At 58.2% G+C, this 21,065-nt stretch carries 18 protein-coding genes; 14 read left to right on the top strand and 4 right to left on the bottom strand.

Translation table 11 applies throughout. The features are described 5' to 3' along the window. Positions 1-246 precede the first annotated feature (246 nt). Genes QY316_08505 through QY316_08490 form a run of 4 tightly spaced genes read left to right on the top strand, consistent with a single transcriptional unit; the run spans position 247 to position 3,096 of the window. Positions 247-1,191 (top strand): ATP-binding cassette domain-containing protein, encoded by a 945-nt coding sequence (locus tag QY316_08505; protein WKZ31962.1) that lies wholly within the window; start codon positions 247-249, stop codon positions 1,189-1,191. A gap of 11 nt (positions 1,192-1,202) precedes the next feature. Beyond that, on the top strand, positions 1,203-1,964 hold the full coding sequence (locus tag QY316_08500) for an ABC transporter permease (protein ID WKZ31961.1): 762 nt from the start codon (positions 1,203-1,205) through the stop codon (positions 1,962-1,964). Then, positions 1,961-2,797, top strand: a complete 837-nt coding sequence (gene rsmI / locus QY316_08495) for a 16S rRNA (cytidine(1402)-2'-O)-methyltransferase (GenBank protein ID WKZ31960.1) — start codon at positions 1,961-1,963, stop codon at positions 2,795-2,797. The genes QY316_08500 and rsmI overlap by 4 nt, the downstream gene beginning before the upstream one ends. After that, complete coding sequence (locus QY316_08490) at positions 2,794-3,096, top strand: hypothetical protein (GenBank protein ID WKZ31959.1); 303 nt, start codon at positions 2,794-2,796, stop codon at positions 3,094-3,096. The genes rsmI and QY316_08490 overlap by 4 nt, the downstream gene beginning before the upstream one ends. Here QY316_08490 and QY316_08485 read toward each other — a convergent pair. Together QY316_08485 and QY316_08480 are read right to left on the bottom strand one after the other, a co-directional pair. Next, positions 3,077-3,682, bottom strand: a complete 606-nt coding sequence (locus QY316_08485) for a hypothetical protein (GenBank protein ID WKZ31958.1) — start codon at positions 3,680-3,682, stop codon at positions 3,077-3,079. The two genes, QY316_08490 and QY316_08485, sit on opposite strands and share 20 nt — an antisense overlap. Before the next feature lie 22 nt (positions 3,683-3,704). Next, complete coding sequence (locus tag QY316_08480; protein WKZ31957.1) at positions 3,705-4,001, bottom strand: acylphosphatase; 297 nt, start codon at positions 3,999-4,001, stop codon at positions 3,705-3,707. A gap of 113 nt (positions 4,002-4,114) precedes the next feature. On the opposite strand from QY316_08480, the gene trmFO reads away from it, so the two are divergent. Together trmFO and QY316_08470 are read left to right on the top strand one after the other, a co-directional pair. Continuing rightward, positions 4,115-5,407 carry a methylenetetrahydrofolate--tRNA-(uracil(54)-C(5))-methyltransferase (FADH(2)-oxidizing) TrmFO gene (gene trmFO / locus QY316_08475; protein WKZ31956.1) on the top strand — a complete coding sequence of 431 codons (1,293 nt, stop codon included), beginning with the start codon at positions 4,115-4,117 and terminating at the stop codon, positions 5,405-5,407. A 25-nt stretch (positions 5,408-5,432) separates the two neighbouring features. Beyond that, positions 5,433-5,996, top strand: coding sequence for a HEAT repeat domain-containing protein (locus QY316_08470; GenBank protein ID WKZ31955.1), 564 nt, complete (start codon positions 5,433-5,435; stop codon positions 5,994-5,996). A 226-nt stretch (positions 5,997-6,222) separates the two neighbouring features. Here the strand turns inward: QY316_08470 and QY316_08465 are convergent, their stop codons facing one another. Further along, positions 6,223-7,560: an HD-GYP domain-containing protein gene (locus QY316_08465; protein ID WKZ31954.1), complete on the bottom strand. Its 1,338-nt coding sequence runs from the start codon at positions 7,558-7,560 to the stop codon at positions 6,223-6,225. Then, positions 7,557-9,134 carry a HEAT repeat domain-containing protein gene (locus tag QY316_08460; protein ID WKZ31953.1) on the bottom strand — a complete coding sequence of 526 codons (1,578 nt, stop codon included), beginning with the start codon at positions 9,132-9,134 and terminating at the stop codon, positions 7,557-7,559. Before QY316_08460 ends, QY316_08465 begins: the two co-directional genes overlap by 4 nt. A 111-nt stretch (positions 9,135-9,245) precedes the next feature. Between QY316_08460 and radA the strand changes: the two genes are divergently transcribed. From radA to QY316_08420, 8 genes are all read left to right on the top strand, one after another. Then, entirely contained in the window at positions 9,246-10,634 is a 1,389-nt protein-coding gene (gene radA / locus QY316_08455; protein ID WKZ31952.1) for a DNA repair protein RadA, read from the top strand. A 37-nt stretch (positions 10,635-10,671) separates the two neighbouring features. Then, the gene (locus QY316_08450; GenBank protein ID WKZ31951.1) at positions 10,672-12,234 is read left to right on the top strand and encodes a poly-beta-1,6-N-acetyl-D-glucosamine N-deacetylase PgaB; all 1,563 of its coding nucleotides are present in this window, start codon (positions 10,672-10,674) and stop codon (positions 12,232-12,234) included. Continuing rightward, entirely contained in the window at positions 12,231-12,944 is a 714-nt protein-coding gene (locus tag QY316_08445) for a Crp/Fnr family transcriptional regulator (GenBank protein WKZ31950.1), read from the top strand. Before QY316_08450 ends, QY316_08445 begins: the two co-directional genes overlap by 4 nt. A gap of 45 nt (positions 12,945-12,989) precedes the next feature. Then, positions 12,990-14,423, top strand: coding sequence for an ATP-binding protein (locus tag QY316_08440; protein WKZ31949.1), 1,434 nt, complete (start codon positions 12,990-12,992; stop codon positions 14,421-14,423). 94 nt (positions 14,424-14,517) lie between these two features. Next, positions 14,518-15,546 carry a 6-phosphofructokinase gene (locus QY316_08435; GenBank protein ID WKZ31948.1) on the top strand — a complete coding sequence of 343 codons (1,029 nt, stop codon included), beginning with the start codon at positions 14,518-14,520 and terminating at the stop codon, positions 15,544-15,546. Between the two features lie 271 nt (positions 15,547-15,817). After that, entirely contained in the window at positions 15,818-16,384 is a 567-nt protein-coding gene (locus QY316_08430; protein WKZ31947.1) for a hypothetical protein, read from the top strand. 301 nt (positions 16,385-16,685) lie between these two features. Next, a complete protein-coding gene (locus QY316_08425) occupies positions 16,686-18,590 on the top strand; it encodes an ATP-binding cassette domain-containing protein (GenBank protein WKZ31946.1) in 1,905 nt (634 codons plus the stop codon). Between the two features lie 200 nt (positions 18,591-18,790). Next, positions 18,791-20,767: a UvrD-helicase domain-containing protein gene (locus tag QY316_08420; GenBank protein WKZ31945.1), complete on the top strand. Its 1,977-nt coding sequence runs from the start codon at positions 18,791-18,793 to the stop codon at positions 20,765-20,767. The last annotated feature ends 298 nt before the right edge of the window (positions 20,768-21,065 follow it).

The raw sequence follows: 21,065 nt of genomic DNA, 5'->3' as shown, positions 1-21,065 counted from the left end.
CGGACTCTGCGTAATTACGGGAATAAAAATGCTCACATTGTCATGTGCTCCGCTTTTAATTCCCGCCTTCCCTTGATTGCGATAAAGATCTCTAATTTTAAAGGTTGCCACCTCTTCAAACCATGCCGTAGACTCCGAAAAAAGGCGCTTCGCCCCCCAGGGGCTATCTCCCGGTACAGCAATAAAACAGGACGGCCGTTCAGGTTCGTGATATAATCCGCCGGTTATTCCAAATGGGCAGGTTCGATGTCGATCATCCAGGTAAAGGACCTCGTAAAGAGGTATAACGGTACAGAGGCTGTAAGCGGCGTCTCCTTCGATGTGGAGGAAGGGGAGACTTTCGGCTTTCTCGGCCCGAACGGCGCTGGAAAGACCACGACCATAAATATCCTCTGCACGCTCCTCGGCTTCGATTCCGGTACCGCCCTGGTGAACGGACACGATTGCAGGAACGAGCCCCACAGCGTCCGCTCATCCATCGGCCTCGTATTCCAGGAGATAACCCTTGATAACGACCTTACCGCATACGAGAACCTCAAGTTCCACTGCTATATGTACAACATGGAGAAGAGGCTCGCGGAGGCCAGGATAAGGGAGATACTGGACGTGGTCGGCTTGAGCGAACGGAGAGACGACCTCGTAAGGAAGTTCTCGGGCGGCATGAAGAGGCGGCTCGAGATAGCGCGTGGGCTCCTCCACAGGCCCAAGGTCCTTTTCCTCGACGAGCCCACGCTCGGGCTTGACCCTCAGACCAGGAGCCATGTATGGGAGTTCATAATGGAGCTTAAGAGGTCGGAGGGAAATACCGTATTCATGACCACCCATTACATGGAAGAGGCGGAGGTCTGCGACAGGATCGCCATAATAGACCGGGGCCGGATAATCGCATGCGGAAGCCCTGATGAGCTCAAAAGGGCGCTCCGTGGAGATACTATATACCTCCGGACAACTGATGACGCTACCGCCGCGTCTGAAATAAGCGGCAGACTGGGCCTCAGTCCCCGGCGGCTCGAAGGCGGGCTCGCCTTCACGGTCGAGAGCGGCGAAAAGTTTATACCCCGGCTCTTCGAGGCCCTTTCCGTGGGAGTCGTCTCCGTGAACCTGAAGAGGCCCAGCCTGGAGGACGTCTTCATAAACCTCACTGGCAGGGAGATACGGGATAACGGCGTTCAGCAGAGGCTCCGGGGGTAGCTGGTCTAAAAATGCTAACATACAAGGCCATTTACGTCATAACCTTAAGGGAATTTAAGAGGTTCTTCCGCCAGAAGGGAAGGCTTGTTGTCACTGCCGCGAGGCCGCTTATATGGCTCTTCATCGTGGGCTCGGGCTTTACCATGCTCATCGACACCGACGAGGTCGAGTACATCCAGTTCATACTGCCGGGCATAGTCGGCATGACCATACTCTTCAGCTCAATTTTCTCGACCATATCCGTTGTCTGGGACAGGGAGTTCGGGTTCCTCCGGGAGATGCTGGTATCCCCGGTTTCGAGGGTCACGATAGTATTCGGGAAGCTCCTTTCCGGGACCACCCTGTCGGTATTTCAGGGCGCTGCACTCCTTCTCATAGCCCCCTTCCTGGGGCTCGGCGTGGGCGTCCTCGACTTCCTCGCCATGTTCGCCCTCATGGCGCTTGTCGCGCTCGCCATAACGGCGCTCGGCCTTTTCGTGGCCTCGTTCCTTGCCTCGCTCGAAGGCTTTAACGTGATCATGAACTTCATAGTGCTACCGATGTTCTTCCTGAGCGGAGCGCTATACCCGGTCGGGTCGCTGCCGCCGTATATAAAGGTGTTCGCGTATGTAAACCCGCTCTGCTACGGGGTCGATTCATTCAAGCACGTCCTTCTTCCGGGGACCGGGCGGCTCGCGCCGGAGTTCCCGATGCTTCTCGACATCGCTTTCGTCTCGGTCTTCGCGATCGCCTTTACCTTCGCTTCGGCATTTGTCTTCGAGAGGAGGAAATGAGGAAGGGAAGGCTTTTCGTCGTCGCTACCCCGATAGGGAACCTCGAGGACATGACCTTCAGGGCAGTAAGGGTGCTGAAGGAGGCGGGCCTCATAGCCGCCGAGGACACGAGGCACACCAGAAAGCTCCTTGCCCATTACGGGATAGATACCCCGCTTACGAGCTACCACGAGCATAACGAACGCGAAAAAGCTGGCCTGCTCCTCGATAGGCTCGAGGCCGGAACGGATGTCGCGCTCGTATCCGACGCGGGCACGCCCGGCATATCCGACCCTGGTTTCAGGATAGTGAGGCTCGCGCTGGAGCACTCTATCGAGGTCGTGCCGGTGCCGGGCCCTTCGGCCATAATCTCGCTCGTCAGCGTATCAGGCCTGCCGACTGACGAGTTCACCTTCAAGGGCTTTCTCCCGGAAAAGGAGGGCGCCCTCCGGGACCTCCTTTCGGGCCTTTCCGGCTCTCACACCTACATTTTTTACGAATCCCCCAGGAGGCTCAAAAAGACGCTCGCGGTGATAAGAGAGGCGCTCGGTGAGGTGGAAATAGCGGTAGGACGCGAGCTTACGAAGGTGCACGAGGAGGTTATAAGGGGAAATGTGAGCATGGTCATGGACAGGCTCAGGGCAGGGGAGGTAAAAGGTGAGGTGACCATAGCCGTCCGGACCGGGGAGGAGGCAAAGGGTGATTTCATGCCGGCCCTGGAAACACTCCTTTCATCCGGGGCGAAGCTCAACGAGGCCGTAAAGGCCGTGGCAAAAGACTTCGGCCTTCCAAGGGCCGAGGTCTATAAGGCGGCCCTCGCGATCAGGGCGGAATCAAGGGAGGACAAGGAATGAAAAAAGTGCTGTTCGGTTTCCTGCTCGGAATAATCGCAATCACCGCGTTCCTCTATTTCGGCGGACCCGGCTACGTGAAGCTCGCGGGCAGCAAGACCGAAGAGGCCGGGGCAAGGCTTGAGAAGTACGAGAAGGGGCTTAAGCACACGGCTCAGGAGGCAAAGGAGGCCATAACGGATACGGCTGAGACGGTCAAGGAAAAGGCCGAAAACGCCAAGGGGGCCGTCCAGAAGACGATAGGGAAGACCAAAGAGGCCGTGGACAAGGGCGCGGACAAGGTCAAAGAGTATGCGCCTTGAACGAAAAGGGGAAGGTGAGCCTCAGCGTGTCGGTCCCGAGGTAAAGGTCGTCTATGTTGAGGACGGCCTTTTTTGCGTTTTTTGATACGGGCCTGAATATGAGGAGCCGCGAGGACCTCTGGCCGGGCCTGAGCGTGACGTCTAGGTCGTAAAACCTCCCGCGTATCTCGTCGAGCGCGTCGAAGTCTCCGAGATCGTAGAGGTCGGTATAGTCGAGCGGCCTAAGGAAGTCCATCGCGTCGTTCGTAAGCGAAGTGAGGTTCGGCTTGTAGATGATCGTCCTGTCCGAGGTGTTCTGGATAACGAGGTCTATTATTATGAAGTTTTCCTCCAGGAGCCTCGCAAGGAGGGCAGAGCCTTCCTCGCCTTTCCGTACCTGGCGGGCTGCGACTTTCATATGGCCGTTCTCGATTACCCCGGCCCCGGCTGCTGCCTTGTAGCCTGCCGGCCCCTTCTCATCGGGCGCAAGGTACATCGCGGCCCTGGGTTTAGGGTGGCAGCCGCAGGCCAGTGCGATCATGACGAGAAGGGCAATGAATATCCGGAGCCCGGGCGCCGTCCCTTTTGAGCCTGCACGCCTCTTCATTCCATCAACCCTCATCTTGCCCTCAATACGTGCTGTATCTCGTAAGCGCGGTAAAGTCGTCGAATTCGTTCTTGAAGGGCTCCCATGCAAGCCTGACGTCGTCAACCCGCGCAAGCGTCGGCCCATTCTGGCACCATGCGAGCAATTTTTTGACCGGCCCTTCCTTGCCCTCGACCACGGCCTCGACCGTGCCGTCAGGGTTGTTCTTCACCCATCCGGCCACGCCGTGGCGCCTGGCCTCCTCGACCATGCTGGCGCGGAAGGCCACTCCCTGCACGCGGCCTTCGATGACTACGCGGGCCCTTACCATCTTTTCCATCCTGAGAAGCTATCACAAAAAATCACTACCCGCAAGTGCCCGGAAACTATTCGCATAATGGGCTTGAAGAGGAGATGGCCGGGGGTTAATATGGAAGGACAACCGGAGGGCATGTGATCGAAAATATTATCATAATAGGCGGCGGGCTTGCCGGGTGCGAGGCAGCCTGGCAGATATCGAGGCTCGGCGGAAAGGCCGTCATCCGCGAGATGAAGCCGGAGAGGTTTTCTCCCGCGCACAATATGCCGACATTGGCCGAGCTTGTCTGCAGCAACTCCTTGAAATCCGACAGCCTTGATAACGCCTCGGGGGTGCTGAAGTCCGAGCTCCGCGCAATCGATTCGCTCATAATAAGGGCCGCCGAGGCGACGAGGGTGCCTGCCGGCAAGACCCTGGCGGTCGACAGGGCCGCTTTCTCGGAATTCGTCACCTCCGGGCTTGAACGGGCCGGGGTGCAGGTGGAAAGGGGAGAGGTGATGGAGCTTCCGGAAGACCGCCCGCTGGTCGTGGCCACAGGCCCGCTCACCTCTGACGCCTTTGCGGCGGCGCTTGAAGGGCTCGTAGGCAAGGGGCTCAACTTCTACGACGCGGTCGCGCCCATAGTATACGCTGAGTCGATAGACATGGAGCGCGCATTCCTGGCCTCCCGCTACGGGAAGGGCGGGGACGATTACATCAACTGTCCCCTTACCGAGAGCGAGTACGAGGCCTTTTATGCAGAGCTTGTAAAAGCGGACAGGGCCAGGGAGCGCGAGTTCGAGAAGATGGAAAGCTTCGAGGCCTGCATGCCAGTAGAGGCGATGGCCGAGAGGGGCCCCAGGACCCTCCTCTTCGGCCCCATGCGTCCCGTGGGACTTATCGACCCTGGGACAGGGAAGAGGCCCTTTGCGGTCGTGCAGCTAAGGCGCGAGAACAGGGAAGGCACGCTCTATAATATGGTAGGCTTCCAGACGAGGCTCGCGTACCCGGAGCAGAAAAGGATATTCAGGATGATACCCGCGCTCGAAAGGGCGGAGTTCGCGAGGCTCGGGAAGCTACACCGGAACAGCTACCTGGACTCCCCGAGGCTCCTTTCAAGCGGCCAGGAGCTTAAGGATTCCCCGGGGCTCTTTTTCGCCGGGCAGATTACCGGAGTTGAAGGCTACGTGGAATCAGCGATGTCAGGGGCCCTGGCAGGCATAAACGCCTTGAAGTATTCCAGGGGGCTTATTCCCGTATGTCCGCCGGAGACTACAATTTCAGGGGCGCTCATGCGCTACATTTCCGGAAAGGAAGGGGAGTTTTCACCCATGAACGCCAACATGGGCCTCCTGCCATACATCGAGGGCAAGACGAGGAGGGAGATGCAGGCGGCGAGGGCGATAGAGGACTTCGGAAGGTGGGCCGAGGAAGCCCTTGCAACTTGATTTCCGTTCTGATATAGATTAGCGCATGGACAGGCGTAAAGAGGTCCTCATCGGCGCGCTCAAGGAGACCGACGAGGAGGTAAGGAAATCAGCCGCATGGGCGCTTGAGAAGCTCCAGGCGAGGGACAGGCTCGAAGAGCTCCTTAAAAAGCTCTCTGCGGGCGCGATGCTCGAGAAGATACGCGTCATCTACGCTCTTTCCGACTTGAGGGGCCCGCAGATAGCAGGGGCGCTTACGGGGGCCCTGAAGGACGATTCAGACGACGTCAGGGCCGCTGCGGCGAGGGCGCTGGGCTCTCTCGGCGACCACTCGACCCTTCAGGCCCTTGTCGAGGCCCTCAAGGACGAAAACGAAATAGTGGTCAGGGCAGCCGTAGAATCGCTCTCCGGGTTCAGGGACCAGAGGCTTCTCGGCCCGTTGGTGCACGCCCTCAAGCACAAGGACCCGGGTGTCGTGGAGCGCGCGCTCGAGGCGGTTTCAATGATAGGGGATAAGAGGGCCGAGGACGCGCTCGTGCACTTCGCTAAGAACGGCAACCAGAGGATGAGGTCTATAGCGCTCAGAGGCCTCGGGGTTATGGACAGGTAAATCTAACAGGCTGCTGAAAAAGACCAATCTGCTTTGTCGTCTTCAAAATTCGTCATTGCGGCGTACAAAAAAAGTACGCCTCATTCCTCATTTTTCGACTCCTCGCATCTTGGACTTTTTGAGCAGCCTGTACATGGTTTTGAGTTATCCGGCAAACTGTTAATTAAAATTAAAAAGGCAAGCCATCCGGCTTGCCTTTTAGTTTTTCAGACTGGAACGGACAGCATCAACCCTGGCCTTCAGCCGCCTCCCTCTCGAAAAAGGCTTCGAGGTCCGTTACGGTAAAAGAGGGGTTTACGTTGGTCACGATGTCCAGGGAGCCGTCCGAGATGAGGTCGAGCTCGTAAGGGGAGGCCACTTCGACGCCGTCGCTCCCGTAGAGCACCTTGACCACGGGCCTTTCCGGCGACTCCTGGTTGAGCCTCGTGACCACGCCCAATTCGTTCGTCGAAAGCCTTACCATCGTGCCGACGGGGTAGACGCCCATCATGCGGACGAACGCGCTCAAAGTCTCGGGGTTGAAGTGCTTGCCCGAGAAGTTCGTGAGTATCCTTATGGCCTCGGACGGGTCGTGAGGCTTCTGGTAGACCCTTAAGGTCGTGAGCGCGTCGTACGCGTCGCAGATGCAGATTATCTGGCTCAGGGGATGGAGGCTCGAAGTGGTCTGCGGGTAGCCCGAGTGGTCGTACTTTATATGGTGCTCGTATATGATCCTGCCGACCGCCTCGTTCATCCCCTCCATCCTCTTTATGATGTTCGAGCCGAGCAGGGGGTGCTCCTTTATCTTCTCCCATTCCTCGGAACTGAGCCCCCCGGGCTTCCTTATTATCTGCTCTGATACGCCCGTCTTCCCGATGTCGTGGAGGAGCGCGCCGACGCCAGCGTCGTGGACTTCCTGGTCCGAAAGGCCCATGAACTTCGCGAGCGACAGCGACAGTATGGAGACGTTCACCGAATGGTTGTAAAGGTAGTTGTCGTAGTTCTTTATCATCGTAAGCCCGATCATGGCGTTCGGGTCCGAGAGGACCGAATCCGTCATCTCGCCGATAATGCTCTCGACCGGCTCGGATTTGGGGATCTTCCCCATCCGGACCTCGCCCATGACGTTCTTTACGACCTCGACCGCCCCGTTGTATATCTCGAGGATGTTCCTCTTGCCGATGGGCATGGATTTCAGCGTTATGTGGGTCACGCCCTTGTTGTACATCTCCCTCTGGAGCTCCGCGCCTTTTATGTCGGCCCCGGCCATTATCTCGAAAAGCGAGCCCATCTCCTTCTCCGAAAGGCCTTTCTCGAAGATGATGGCGTCGATGTTCTTCGCGCCCATGTGCTGTATGAGGTCGGCGTAGAGCTTCTCGGCGTCCTGGATGAAGTCCTCCTCGTAGAGGAGCGCCTCGCCTGTCAGGGCGATGACAAGATTGTTCCTGGATTTCAGCTCGTCCACGAGCAGGGCGTAGGTCTTCGCTACCGGAGCGGTGGTCGCCGGGTGGCCTGCCGGGTAGAGTTTTCTGCTCTTTAGCGCGGCGTTGATGTTTTTAAGGATGTTTTCCCTGTCTGCGTTCATCTATCTTTCCCTCTTCCGTCGAGTACCCTCTTGCAGGCCATGAAGAGCTCGCCTGCCGAGTGGGCGAAAACGTCTTCAACGGCCTGTATCGCCTCCGGGGTGCCTATCATGCCGAGGGACATGGCGGCCATCGAGCGCATCTCCTCGTTGGCTTTCCTTCCGAACCAGACCTTCCTTGAGAGTATCCTTTTAAGGTGCGGCACCGCCTTCGGGTCGCCAATCATGCCGAGTGCCTTGACCGCTTCCTTCGCGGCGTCGGAGGGCTCGGCAAAACCCTCCCGCTGGAATGCTATGTCCTTGAGAGCGTCAACGGCTGCTGCGTCTTTCAACGCCCCGAGCGAGATTATGGCCTGAGCGACTATGGACTGGTCGTCCTCATCAAGCACCTTGACCATGAAATTGGTCACGCGGCCGCCGCCTATCTTGACCATGCTCTTGAGGACCTCTTTTTTCACGCGTGGCTCGGGGTTGTCGTACGCGGCCTCAAGCGCGGGCAGGGCCTCCTCGCCGCCTATCTCGCCAAGGAGCGCGGCCATCTGCCTCGTTACGTACCATTCCTGGTGCTCGAGCCTGGCCTCGGCAAGCGGGCGGAGCCCCGGCCCGAAGAGCACGAGGGCGTTAAAGAGGTTCCGCCTTGCCGCAGCCTCCGGGGCGGTTATTATTTCGTCCAGGAGCGCATCGGCGCCGGCCGGGCCTGCCGCGATGAGCATCCCCTGCACCGCCCACCGGTTAGCCTCGTCATTAGAGCCGGCTTTGCCTGCGAGGTACTTGAGGGTCTCAGGTGTCAAGAGGCCCTTGAGAACCACAAGCGCCGCTTCCGTTATCGCGGCGCTTTTCCCGGAATACTTGTCCGAATGCTCATGGAGTACGATGAGGACGGGAAAAGCCTCGTCCGTCTTCCCTTCGATCAGGAGGAGTTCGATCTTCTCCTTTACCCTCACGGCGAGGTCGTTATATTTTATGGAGTCATCCTCGGCCTTAAGCCGCTCGACGAGCTCATGGAGCGGCTCGTCCCGGACCTCTTCTTTGGGCTTTTCCTCCTCTTCCTTCTTGCTCTGCTCGGAGTCCCCGGCCTTTTTCGCATGGTCGTCGGTGACGGCCTTTTCCTCTTCCTTGTCCTTTAGCTCGGCCTTGAGCTTTTTTATGTCTTCATAGCGCTGCTCGTTAAGCAGGATGCCTTCTATGCCGCGGCTCGCGAAAAAGGCCTCTATGCCCCCCCCGGCCTGTATATCCTCGGGCTCGGTGTTCACCGCTGAGATGAACACCTTCAGGTCCGGAGGCCTTAGCTCCGGGGTGAAGGCTATCTCCTTCACCTTCCTGAAAAAGAGCTTCTTGGCCATGCCGGCTATCTCGGGGTTCCCGGCGCCGAAGGGGACCTTGCCGAAATAGAAGCCGCGCTGGTCCACGCGCCACTTGAGCTCACCGGTCTTCTCTATGCTTTTTTTGAGGTGCAGGAAGGACTTATCGATTACGGACTCGAGCTGCGGATGCCCCTGCGGATAGAAATTGTGCATCTTGACAGCCTTTATGAGTTCCATTAGTATGGTGGCGTAGTTGTCGGTTTCTGCAGGCATTTCCCGGGCTTCCATATTTTGACCCGGTTATCATAGCAAAACTGCCGTCTTTGTCAATCTGTAAGCCCGCCCTTGAATAATTTGCCGCAAGCCGGTTTTTGGAAGGAAGAGATGGCCAGGGAAAAGACGACATACTCCTGCCAGGGATGCGGGAACACCTCATACAAATGGCTCGGCAAGTGCCCTGACTGCGGGGGCTGGAACACGTTCCTGGAGGAGAAGGCCGCGCCCCGAAGGAAGTCCGACCCCAGGCGCCCCGAGTCGTCCGCCCGCCCGGAGCCGATCGACGCGCTCAGCATAACCGAAGAGGACAGGATCCAGACCGGCATAGCCGAATTCGACAGGGTGCTCGGGGGCGGCATCGTGCCGGGCTCCGCGATACTCATAGGCGGCGACCCGGGCATAGGCAAATCGACAATACTCCTTCAGGCCATGAGCGCGCTTGCCGGGAAGGGGCTCAAGGTGCTCTATGTGACCGGCGAGGAATCATCGAGGCAGATACGGCTCAGGGGCGAGCGCCTCGGGGCCGTAAGCGGCGACCTCCTGGTCTATCCCGAGACCTCCCTTGAAAGGATCATCGAGGCCTTCAAGGAGATACGGCCGGCGGCCGTCGTGGTGGACTCCGTGCAGACCATCTACTCCGAGGCGCTCGAATCTTCTCCTGGCAGCGTGAGCCAGGTGCGGGAGATATCGGCCAGGCTGACCGCCCTCGCCAAGTCGATGGAGGTCCCGGTCTTCCTTGTCGGGCACGTCACCAAGGAGGGGGCCATAGCGGGACCAAAGGTCCTCGAGCACATGGTCGATACCGTACTTTATTTCGAGGGCGAGCGGGGGCACGCATTCAGGATATTGAGGGCCGTAAAGAACAGGTTCGGCTCGGTCATGGAGATAGGCGTCTTCGAGATGAAGGAGGAGGGGCTCCGGGAGGTTTCGAACCCGTCGGAGGTATTCCTGGCCGAAAGGCCAGAGGGCGCCTCGGGCTCGGCCGTGGTCTCAAGTCTCGAAGGCACGCGGACCATACTCGTTGAGGTCCAGTCGCTCGTCTGCCCGACGCTTTTCGGCATGCCGAGGCGGACGGTCGTGGGTGTGGACTACAACAAGGTCATGCTCCTGGCCGCGGTCCTCGAGAAAAAGGCCGGGGTGCAGCTCGCGAACCACGACATATTCATAAAGGTGGCGGGCGGGCTTAAGCTTGAGGAGCCTGCGGTCGATTTGGGCGTCCTGGCCGCCATAGCCTCCAACTACTTGGACAAGCCCATCGAGCCGAGCACGGTCATATTCGGGGAGGTCGGCCTTGCCGGGGAGGTGAGGGCCATAAGCCAGGTCGAGCCGAGGATACGGGAGGCCGCCAAGCTCGGGTTCAAGAGGTGCGTAATGCCCAGGGACAGCTTGAAGGGCATGAAGGGGCACCGGGACATAGCCCTCGACGGCGTTTCTACGGTCAAGGAGGCCCTGGAGGGGCTCTTTTCTTTAACTGTGGCCCGGAAGGGCCCATTTTGATATAATAAAACCTGAATTTACCAGCTGGAGCGGGCTATTGAAAACGGGTTCAAGCGCGGCAGCTAAGGCCTCCGCCGTCATTGCGGCTTTGATATTCTGCCTGGCCTCCCTGTTCCCCGGCCTGCCGGGGGACGCCGGCGCGGGGTCGAATAAATACTTCACGGACATCGGGCAGTTCAACTATGCCAAGTTCCTGATGGACGAGGGCGATTACGACGGCGCCCTGAGGGAATTCGGGAGGTTCATAGAGAACTTCCCGGGAAGCCCGCTCATGCCAGAGGCCCAGTTCAGCATGGCCGAGGCCTACATGCTCGCCGGCAGGTTCAATGAGGCCGAATCCCAGTGGAAGCTCTATATCTCGAACTTCCCTGAAAGCCCGTTCTCGATAGTAGCTGAAATAAGGATGCTGGAAGCCCTGGAGAAGCGCAAGCGCCCGTCTCCTGCGGCCCGGCCTGGGCCTGTCCTCAGGGAGAAAAGGCCGGGTTTGAGGGCGGTCCAGGTCATGCGCTTCGAGGGCATGACCTTCGACGAGGTCGGCACCGAGATGGCGGCCCTCAAGGCCTCGGGCATCGACACTGTCATACTCCGCGTCTTCCACAATAGCGGCGACAGGTTCTATCCCGCAGCCTCCCCGGCTGCCAGGCGTGGAGTGTACTTCGCAACCGAGCACGCGCCGGTGGTGGACGACATGCTCCCGAAGCTTATCGAGCTTGCGCGCGCCAACGGGCTAAAGGTCTTCGCGTGGATGACCACCCGGTACGCGGACTACGGTATCGAGGACGACGAGGGGCTCGCGTGCGTATCGTACGACCTTTCGGCAAGGGCGTATTCCAGGTGCAAGGGGCTGGACCTCTTTAACGAGGCGGCAGTCGAGCGGCTCGAAAGGATATATTCGGACCTCGCGCTTAACGACATAGACGGGGTCCTCTTCCAGGACGACATGGTCCTCAGGCACAACGAGGGGCTCGGGCCTCACGCCGCGGCGCTCTTCAGGGATGACTTCGGGAAAGATCTGGCCCCGGAGGAGCTGTATGTGCGGATTCCGGATTCAGGCGCCGTGCATTACACGCCTCTTTTCTGGAAGTGGGCCACGTGGAAGAACAGGCGTCTTCTGGAAGTAGCTGGTCGCTTGAAAGAGGCGGTAAGTGAAAAGAGGCCCGGGACCGCGTTCGCCATAAACCTCATGTACGAGAGCCTCACGAACCCGCCTTACGCGCTCGCCTGGCTTTCCCAGGACCTGAGCGCCGCGCTCATGGCCGGTTTCGATTATTTCTCGATAATGGCATACCACAGGCAGATGGGCGAGGAGCTGGAAAAGACGGAGGGCGAGATACGGGAGATGATAACCAGGATGGCCGAGGACGCTGTCAGGACGGTGGGCGAGCCCGCCAGGGTCCTCATCAAGCTCCAGACGATAGACTGGAGGACCGGGGGGCCGATATCGGACAGCGAGGTCGTGGAGCTTATAAGGGACATGAGGAGGAAGGACGTGAGCCTTGCGGTCGTGCCGTACAGGGGTGATTTCCCCTTCAGCGAGCTCTCCGGCGGAAGGCTCGCGGCGCTGGAAGGCGGCCATTTCGTGACGGGGGCGGCTGAATGAAAACCATGCTGGACAAGGAATCGGTCTGCGCGCTCTGCAGGTGCCACATAAGGGAGAACACCCTTTTCACCGGCTTGAACGAAAGGCAGCTCGAGGCCTTCAAGGAAGCGGTAGTCGTAAACAACTACAAGAAGCGCGGCATAGTCTTCATGGAAGGCGACGACTGCACCGGCATCTACATCCTGAGGGCCGGCAGGGTCAAGCTCGTAAGGTCGTCCTCAACGGGGAAGGAACATATAATAAAGATACTCAATCCCGGAGACCTCCTCGGCTTCGAGGTCTTCTACAACGCGCGCACCTACAAGAACACCGCCGTCTCGATGGATGACTGCGACCTCTGCTACATCGACCGGCACGCGCTCTTCAAGATACTGGAGACCGAACCGGCCATCGCCCGTAAGCTTATAATCGCGCTGGGCAAGGAGCTCAATAGCGCGTACGAGAGGATAAGCCGCCTCGGGCTCCTTAATGCCAGGGAGAAGCTCGCGCACCTCCTCTACACCCTCGCGACCGACTACGGGGTCAAGGAGGACGGCGCCGTAAAGCTCAACCTTACGCTTTCGAGGCTCGAGATAGCGGAGCTCCTCGGCATAACGCAGGAGACGTCGATAAGGCTCCTGAAGAGCTTCAAGGAAGAGGGCATCATCGACATAAGGCGTAAGGAAATAGTCATAAACTCGCTCTCAAGGCTCAAGGAGCTCGGTGAATAGGGGCGGGCGGAAGTCCCGCCCCCGCAGGGCGGCGAAAGCATTCTGATGAACCTTTCCATCCGCACAAAACTCACGCTCTGGTACACATCGCTCCTCTTCGTGAGCCTCATAGCCTTCGGCGCGGTCTTCTCTTACTCGCTCCTCAAGATATTCATCTACCGCATGGACGACCAGATAAGCTCGGTCGCCAACATGATGACCCACGCCATCATAAGGCCGTCCGGCGAGATATTCCTGCCGAGGGACTTCGACATAATCCTCGGCAGGTTCTTCGGCGTAAGGACGGCCGGCAACTTCATACAGGTCCTAGACCCCCACGGCGAGATGGTCGCCAGGTCCTCCAACCTCGACAACTTCAGGCTCCCGCTTACGAAGGGCACCTACCACGCCGCCTTGGGCGGGGCCACGACCTACGAGGTCGTAAGGAACATCGGCAGGTACCCTGTCCGGGTGGTGACGAAACCCTTGATAATCGGCGACAACCGTCTCGTGATGATAGTGCAGGTCGGGTCCTCCCTCGAGGGAATGGACGAGATATTCCATTCCATGGCGTACATCCTCATCTCCGCCATATTCGCGTCGGTCATAGTCGCGGCGGCAGTGGGCTCGTTCCTCGCGAAAAAGGCCTTGAAGCCGGTTACGACCATAACCGAGGCCGCAAGGAGGATAAAGGCCGAGAACCTCAACGAGCGCATACCCGCTGCAGGGCCGCAGGACGAGATAGGCAGGCTCACGGCCACCATGAACGAGATGATAGAAAGGCTCGAGAACTCCTTCAAGCAGATAAAGCAGTTCACGGCGGACGCTTCCCACGAGCTCAAGACACCGCTTACGATCTTGAAGGGCGAGATGGAGATAGCGCTCCGCTCCAGGGGCGATACCGCCTACATGAGGGAGGTCCTGGAATCGAGCCTCGAGGAGATAGACAGGATGAGCTACATCGTGAGGAACCTCCTCGACCTCGCGAAGATGGACGTCGAAAAGGGGGCGACCGCGAAGGAGAAGGTCGGCCTCGACAGGGTCGTCGCCGAAAGGCACGACCAGCTCAAAAGGCGCGCCCTTGACAGCGGAATACAGTTGGATATCATTGAGAATAAGCCGCTTGTAATAAAGGGCGACCTCGTGAGGGTAAGCCAGCTCGTCTTCAACCTCATCGACAACGCCATTAAGTACACGCCCCGGGGCGGAAGGGTCGAGCTCTCCTTGACTGGGAATGGCGGGAAAGCCCTTTTCAGGGTCAGGGACACCGGGGTAGGCATCTCGAAGGAGGACCTCCCTTACATATTCGACAGGTTCTACCGCGTTGACAAGGTCCGGACGAGGGACGTGCACGGGGCGGGGCTGGGCCTGAGCATCTGCAAGGAGATAGCGCTTGCCCACGGCGGCTCGATAGACGTTGAGAGCGAGCCCGGAAAGGGCTCCACCTTCATCGTGAGCCTCCCGCTTGCGGGGGCCGCTGGCCGGCATGCCGTAACATGATTTTTGCACCGCAGGTTTCATATACGAGAGTCTTGAGCAGGGGCGGGAGTTCGAAAGCGCGCAAATCGAAGCATGCAGAACGGAGGGGGGACGGATGAATATCGGCATACTTACCGGGGGTGGCGACTGCCCCGGGCTTAATGCGGTCATAAGGTCGGTCGTGAAGAGAGGGCTCCAGCTCGGGCACGAGTTCACGGGGATACGCGAGGGCTGGAGGGGGCTCGTCGAGGCCAGGACCATGAAGCTTGCGAGGGAGTCGGTCTCGGGCCTCCTGCCTCTCGGAGGGACCATACTGGGCACCTCGCGCACGAACCCCTTGAAGGACCCCAGGGACGCCGAGAAGCTCTTCAGGAACCTTGATGAATTGAAGATAGACGCCCTCGTCTGCATAGGTGGCGACGACACCCTGAGCGTCGCCTCGAAGCTACATGAGAAGGGCGTAAAGACCGTCGGCGTGCCTAAGACCATAGACAACGACCTCTCGGGAACCGACTTCACCTTCGGCTTCGACACCGCCGTGAGCATAGTGACATGGGCCCTGGACAGGCTCCATTCGACGACCGAGGCGCACCAGAGGGTGATGGTAGTGGAGGTGATGGGCAGGCACGCCGGGTGGATAGCGGTGTACGGCGGCATGGCCGGCGGCGCTGACGTGATACTCATCCCCGAGCAGCCTTTTGACATAGACGAGGTCTGCGGATACGTGACGAAGCGGAGGGAAGCAGGCAAATACTTCAGCCTCATCGTCGCCGCGGAGGGCGCCTTTCCCAAGGGGGCAGGCGGCATGATAACGAAGGACAAGGCGCTCGACGCCTTCGGGCACGCAAGGCTCGGCGGGGTCGGCGAGTTCCTCGCGAACGAGATAGAGAAGAGGCTCGGCGTCGAGTCCAGGTATGTCGTTCTCGGCCATCTCCAGAGGGGCGGCACGCCGACGGCCTACGACAGGGTGCTCGCCACGCGCTTCGGGGTGAAGGCAATCGAGATGGTGCACGACGGAAAGTACGGGAGGATGGTCGCGCTGCAGGGGAACAAGGTCGTTGACGTCTCGTTGAAAGAGGCCACCGCCGAGCTCAAGACCGTGGACCTCGAGATGCTCCGGACGGCCCAGATTTTCTTTGGCTGATACGGCGCGGATAGTAGCTAATTAAAAACCCAATCTACCGCCTTGCCAGGGCGGGCTTCGGCCCGCCCTTCGATTTTTTTCCGTCCTTGCCGGTTCCTTCCCTTCACGCCGTATCTACGCAGATAACAAGCACTTTCAATCGCGTCGAAGCCGCGCAATACTCCCGCCCGGGCCGGATATTTTTCCAACCTACTTGCACCAGAGTTCTTTTGTGATTAGCCTTTTGTACATAAGCACAGAAGACGCTGAAAACAAAAAGAGGGGGAATATTATGGGCAAGTTTCTCATTGCCGTATCCACAGCACTCTTGTTCTCAGTCGGGTCTCTCTTTGCTTCCGTGGCGCCCGCAAGCGCCGGCGGCGCCACGTGGGGCAGCTCGTATGGCAAAAACACCAACAGCACTTATGGCAAGGGCAAGAACTTCAACCAGAAGAAGTCGTTCCTCAAGCACGGCAAGAAAACCAAGAAGCAAGTCAACATGAGCGGCAATTCCTATGTCAAGAAGAAGCTCAAGAAGAACAACGGCATTAGCAAGGGCAAGGGCTGGATAAACGGAAAGGGCGTCGGCAACGGTTACGTGAACGGCAACCTGAACGGCTGCTGCAAGCCTGACGGAAAGCACTTCACCAAGAAGAGCAAGAAGAAGATCTCTCTTAAGAATAACAATAAGCACAACAAGAAAAATACCGTCTGCAAGCCGTCCAAGCATGACAGCAAGAAGAAGATCATCAATGCCAAGAAGCACAAGAAGGGCAATGCCTCGTATAATAAGTACAATAAGAACAATTTCAAGAAGTCCTTCAAGAAAAACGGCAAGCGCCCGCCGGCATTACGCTGACAGCAAGGCTTGCTTCGCAAAGAGGCCCCGGAATCCGTCCGGGGCCTCTTTTTTTTTCGCGGCCTGGAATCCCTGGCGCGAGCCGGTACAAAATACACGTCTGCCGTCCGGCAAAAAAGCTCATAAAACTCGACGGCTTGGGAACATAGCATTCCTGATAGCCTTTGGACCGGAACGAGAGCCCTTAGCGCCCTCCAACGAAAAAAAATGATAGGAACATGCAGGTTTGGGCTTGTCTTTGATTTGAGCTGAGTTTAGTATAAATAGTTCAGGAAGGAGCGTTTGACGCAACAAGAGGATAATGGCGCTTATAACACTTAAAAAAGTAAAGCTCGGGTTCGGAAACCCCATGCTCCTCGACGGGGTCGACCTGCAGATCGAGAGAGGCGAGCGCATCTGCCTGGTCGGGCGTAACGGGGCAGGGAAGACGACCCTCATGCGCATATTAAGCGGCGAACTCAATCCGGACGGGGGCGAGGTAGCCCGCTCTCCTGGGCTCAGGGCGGCTATCCTTTCCCAGGAGGTCCCCAAAGACCTGCAGGGGAGCGTGTTCGACGTCATAACCAACGGACTCGGCGACATACACGGGCTTCTGGCCGAGTACCACGCGGCCCTTTCCGCCCTCGAAAACGGCGAGGAAAGGGCAATGGCCGAGCTTGAGAGGGTCCACCATGAGCTGGAGGCAAAGGGCTCATGGCAGGCCGCCCAGAGGGTAGAGGCGGTCGTCTCGAGGCTCAGGCTCCCGGACAAGGCCGGGTTCTCCGAGCTTTCAGGGGGTTACAAGAGAAGGGTCCTCCTCGGGAGGGCGCTCGTTTCGGAGCCCGATATCCTTCTCCTCGACGAGCCGACAAACCACCTCGACATGGAGTCCATAAGCTGGCTCGAGGATTTCATCCTCGGCTACAGGGGCACCCTCCTCTTCGTCACGCATGACAGGATGCTCATGCAGAAGGCGGCTACGAGGATAATAGAGATAGACAGGGGACGGCTGATCAACTGGCAATGCGGCTACAGGGAATACCTTGAGCGCAAGGAATCTCTACTTAACGCCGAGGCCAGGGAGAACGCCCTTTTCGACAAGAAGCTCTCCCAGGAAGAGGCCTGGGTGCGGCAGGGCATAAAGGCACGCCGGACCAGGAACGAAGGCAGGGTGAGGGCGTTGATGGAGATGAGGAAGCGCCGCATGGAGCGGCGCGACCTCGAAGGGAGCGCAAGGATAAGGTCTGAGGCGGCCGAGCTTTCAGGAAGGCTCGTGCTAGAGGCAAAGGACATAAGCTTTTCGTACGGGAACGGAAAGGGCCCGGCCATAGAAGGCTTCTCCACGGTCATAATGAGAGGAGACAAGGTCGGCATCATAGGCCCGAACGGGTCCGGGAAGACCACCCTCATAAACCTCCTCCTGGGAAAGCTCAAGCCCGTTTCGGGCACGGTGCGGCTGGGGAGCCGCCTCGAGGTTTCGTATTTCGACCAGCACAGGGCCGCGCTTGACGAGGAGAGGACGGTCCAGGAGAACGTCGGCGAAGGGAACGACACGATAACGATCGACGGCAAGCCCAGGCACGTTATCGGCTACCTCCAGGACTTCCTCTTCTCGCCCGAGAGGTCGAGGACCCCTGTAAAGGCGCTCTCCGGCGGCGAGAGGAACAGGCTCATGCTCGCGAAGCTCTTTTCAAGGCCCTCGAACCTCCTCGTCATGGACGAGCCGACGAACGACCTGGACATTGAAACCCTCGACCTCCTCGAAGACATCATCGTCGAGTACGCCGGGACGGTGCTACTCGTAAGCCACGACAGGGCTTTTCTCAATAACACGGTCACGAGCACGATCGTGTTCGAGAACAACGGCCTGAACGAGTACGTAGGCGGGTATGACGACTGGCTCAGCCAGAGGCCGGAATCCCTTCCCGAAAAGGCGGAGAGGAAAGAAAAGCAGGAGAAGCCGAAAAAAGACAAGCCCCTGAAGCTCAGCTTCAAGGAGGAGCGGGAGCTTAAGGAGCTGCCCGGCCGGATAGAGGCGCTCGAAGCCGAGCAGAACTCCTTATATTCCAGAATGGCAGACCCGGATTTCTACAGGCTGGAAGGGCAGAATGCCGCCGGGGCAGGGGCGAGGGCCGTGGAGATAGAGGCGGAGCTTAAGGCCCTCTATTCGAAATGGGAAGAGCTTGAGGCGCGTAGCGAAGCCGCGTCAGGACGCGCCCGGTCGTAAGCCGAAATGAACCTCTCCGCAGCAAGCTGCGGGGTATCTATAAAACCTCCCCTCCCATGATGGGAGGGGATAAGAGGGGAGGGTGAAATCTCTACACCCCCTCCCTGCCTCCCCCGTCAAGGGGGAGGAGTCAAATACTGGCGCAGCAAGCTGCGGGGTATGTGACACAAGAGATAATCAATGCTTCACGAAAGGCCGAAATGAGTCATTTGAAATCCCTTAACCCCCTGCAGCTCAGGGCGGCGACATACGGGAAAGGCCCTCTCCTTGTCCTTGCGGGCGCCGGAAGCGGGAAGACGAAGGTCCTTACCTCAAGGATCGCCCATCTCATACTGGACAGGAAGGCCAGGCCCGAAAGCATCCTGGCGGTCACCTTCACGAACAAGGCGGCCCAGGAGATAAAGGAACGGCTTCAAGGGCTCATAGGGGAGAGGGCCGAAAAGATATGGGCCGGGACGTTCCACACCATAGGCCTCCGGATAATAAGGGAAGAGGCCAAGCACTACGGCCTAAAGCCCAACCTTACGATATACGACGAGGAGGAGCAGCTTCTTCTCGTGAATTATGTCATGTCCGAGCTATCGATGAACAACAAGGACCTGCCGTACAAGACCGTCCTCTGGGAGATAAACCTCGCGAAGAACAACTGCCTGTCGCCAGACGAGTACGCAAGGCGCGGGGAGTCCGACCTGAGGGACGCAATCGCACCGATATACCGGGCCTACCAGAGAAAGCTCAAGACACTGAACGCGGTGGACTTCGGCGACCTCATCATGAAGCCGATAGAGCTATTGAAGACCGACGAGGCGGCGCTCAGGAAATACCAGGAGAGGTTCTCATCCATACTCATTGACGAGTACCAGGATACAAACAGGTCGCAGTACACCATGACGAGGCTCATTGCCTCAGGCCAGGCCGACCTCTGCGCTGTCGGCGACCCGGACCAGTCGATATACGGGTGGAGGGGGGCGTCTATAGATAACATCCTCAAGTTCCAGGAAGACTACAAGGGCGCGACCTTGATCAAGCTCGAGCAGAACTACCGCTCCACGAGCAACATCCTCGGGGCCGCCAATTCCGTCATAATGAACAACGAGGACAGGATAGAAAAAAACCTCTGGACTGGTAACGGTCAGGGAGAGCCCGTCACATATGAGGAATGCCTGAACGAGGACGAGGAGGCCCGCTTCGTCGTAAAGGAGATAAAGAGGCTCAAGGCCGCCGACCCTTCGATGAAGTTCAAGGACTTTACGATACTCTACAGGACCAACACGCAGTCGAGGCCCTTTGAGGAGCTTTTCTTCGAGGAGGGCTTGCCCTATACGATAGTCGGAGGCTTCAGGTTTTTCGACAGGCGGGAGATAAAGGACAGCCTTGCCTATCTCAAGGCCATACAGAACCCCGACGACTCCCTTAACTTCCTCCGGATCGTGAACGTGCCGCCGAGGGGCATCGGAAAGGCCACGCTTGAAAGGGTGCACAGGATAAGCGACGCCCACGAAACGTCCCTTTACGAGGCATTCAGGAAGGCGAGAAAAGAAGGCGCGCTCAACCAGGACGCAAGCGACTTCATCGGCACCTTCGAGATGCTCCGCGAGGAGATGCCGGGCATGCCTCTCCATGATTTCGTCGCAAGGGTGCTCGACATAACCGGATACGAGGACTTCTGGGCAAGGAAACGGACTGAAGAGGCTGACGTGCGCGTAAAGAACCTGCAGGGCCTTGTGGCGTCGGTCAAGAAATACGTCGAGGCCCATCCGAAGGCGGCTCTATCCGACTACCTTAATCTTGTTTCCCTCATGAGCGACGCCGACCAGGTCGAGGACAGGCACAACAGGGTCACCCTGATGACCATCCACTCGGCGAAGGGGCTCGAGTTCCCGGTCGTCTTCATGGTGGGCATGGAGGAGGGGCTTTTCCCGCACAAGAGGAGCATCGACGAGGAGACCGAAGAGGAGGAACGTAGGCTCTGCTACGTGGGCATGACCCGCGCAAGGAGGCTCCTATTCCTGACCTCGGCAAAGCACCGCACGAGCGGCAAGGAGACCTCTTCGCAGCTGCCCTCGCGTTTCATAGCGGAGATAGACGCTGCGTTCGTAACGAAAAAGGCCTATGTCCCTGCCGAGAGGATACGGGAGCACATGGACGCCATAAGGAAGATACTGAACCCGGCGTAGAATGCCGATCGGGCTTCTCGCTTCACTCCAGGTCAATATTCGCTATCCGGTAGATTTGTCGAATGTCTTGGTTTTTTTTGGCCTTCCGCATATTCAGCGCAAGTAAATCGGGATGGAAGATTATCAAAAAAACCGATTAAAAGAGTATGGTAATCCTATTTATTTCAAGTCCTTACGCATCAAAAAATCCTTGAGCGGATTTTGTGATGATGGTAAGTTTAATACCGTAGAAGTATTTCGAACCGGGCTTTCCAAAAAAGGCCCGAGCCTTTCAGAATACCCAGGGTAATATTCCGTT

The sequence above is a fragment of the Thermodesulfobacteriota bacterium genome (assembly GCA_030583865.1).
Lineage (GTDB): Bacteria > Desulfobacterota > GWC2-55-46 > GWC2-55-46 > GWC2-55-46 > UBA5799.
The sequence above is the reverse complement of the archived record's forward strand: the minus strand, read 5'-3'. Positions and strand labels throughout refer to the sequence as shown.

Excerpts from the sequence above, each read along its gene's own strand:
- QY316_08445 (WKZ31950.1), top strand. The coding sequence starts at position 12,231 with ATGAAAACCATGCTGGACAAGGAATCGGTCTGCGCGCTCTGCAGGTGC.
- QY316_08425 (WKZ31946.1), top strand. The coding sequence starts at position 16,686 with ATGGCGCTTATAACACTTAAAAAAGTAAAGCTCGGGTTCGGAAACCCC.
- QY316_08505 (WKZ31962.1), top strand. The coding sequence starts at position 247 with ATGTCGATCATCCAGGTAAAGGACCTCGTAAAGAGGTATAACGGTACA.
- QY316_08465 (WKZ31954.1), bottom strand. The coding sequence starts at position 7,560 with ATGAACGCAGACAGGGAAAACATCCTTAAAAACATCAACGCCGCGCTA.
- QY316_08460 (WKZ31953.1), bottom strand. The coding sequence starts at position 9,134 with ATGCCTGCAGAAACCGACAACTACGCCACCATACTAATGGAACTCATA.
- QY316_08490 (WKZ31959.1), top strand. The coding sequence starts at position 2,794 with ATGAAAAAAGTGCTGTTCGGTTTCCTGCTCGGAATAATCGCAATCACC.
- QY316_08485 (WKZ31958.1), bottom strand. The coding sequence starts at position 3,682 with ATGAAGAGGCGTGCAGGCTCAAAAGGGACGGCGCCCGGGCTCCGGATA.
- QY316_08500 (WKZ31961.1), top strand. The coding sequence starts at position 1,203 with ATGCTAACATACAAGGCCATTTACGTCATAACCTTAAGGGAATTTAAG.
- QY316_08420 (WKZ31945.1), top strand. The coding sequence starts at position 18,791 with ATGAGTCATTTGAAATCCCTTAACCCCCTGCAGCTCAGGGCGGCGACA.
- QY316_08440 (WKZ31949.1), top strand. The coding sequence starts at position 12,990 with ATGAACCTTTCCATCCGCACAAAACTCACGCTCTGGTACACATCGCTC.
- QY316_08435 (WKZ31948.1), top strand. The coding sequence starts at position 14,518 with ATGAATATCGGCATACTTACCGGGGGTGGCGACTGCCCCGGGCTTAAT.
- QY316_08470 (WKZ31955.1), top strand. The coding sequence starts at position 5,433 with ATGGACAGGCGTAAAGAGGTCCTCATCGGCGCGCTCAAGGAGACCGAC.
- rsmI (WKZ31960.1), top strand. The coding sequence starts at position 1,961 with ATGAGGAAGGGAAGGCTTTTCGTCGTCGCTACCCCGATAGGGAACCTC.
- radA (WKZ31952.1), top strand. The coding sequence starts at position 9,246 with ATGGCCAGGGAAAAGACGACATACTCCTGCCAGGGATGCGGGAACACC.
- QY316_08430 (WKZ31947.1), top strand. The coding sequence starts at position 15,818 with ATGGGCAAGTTTCTCATTGCCGTATCCACAGCACTCTTGTTCTCAGTC.
- QY316_08480 (WKZ31957.1), bottom strand. The coding sequence starts at position 4,001 with ATGGAAAAGATGGTAAGGGCCCGCGTAGTCATCGAAGGCCGCGTGCAG.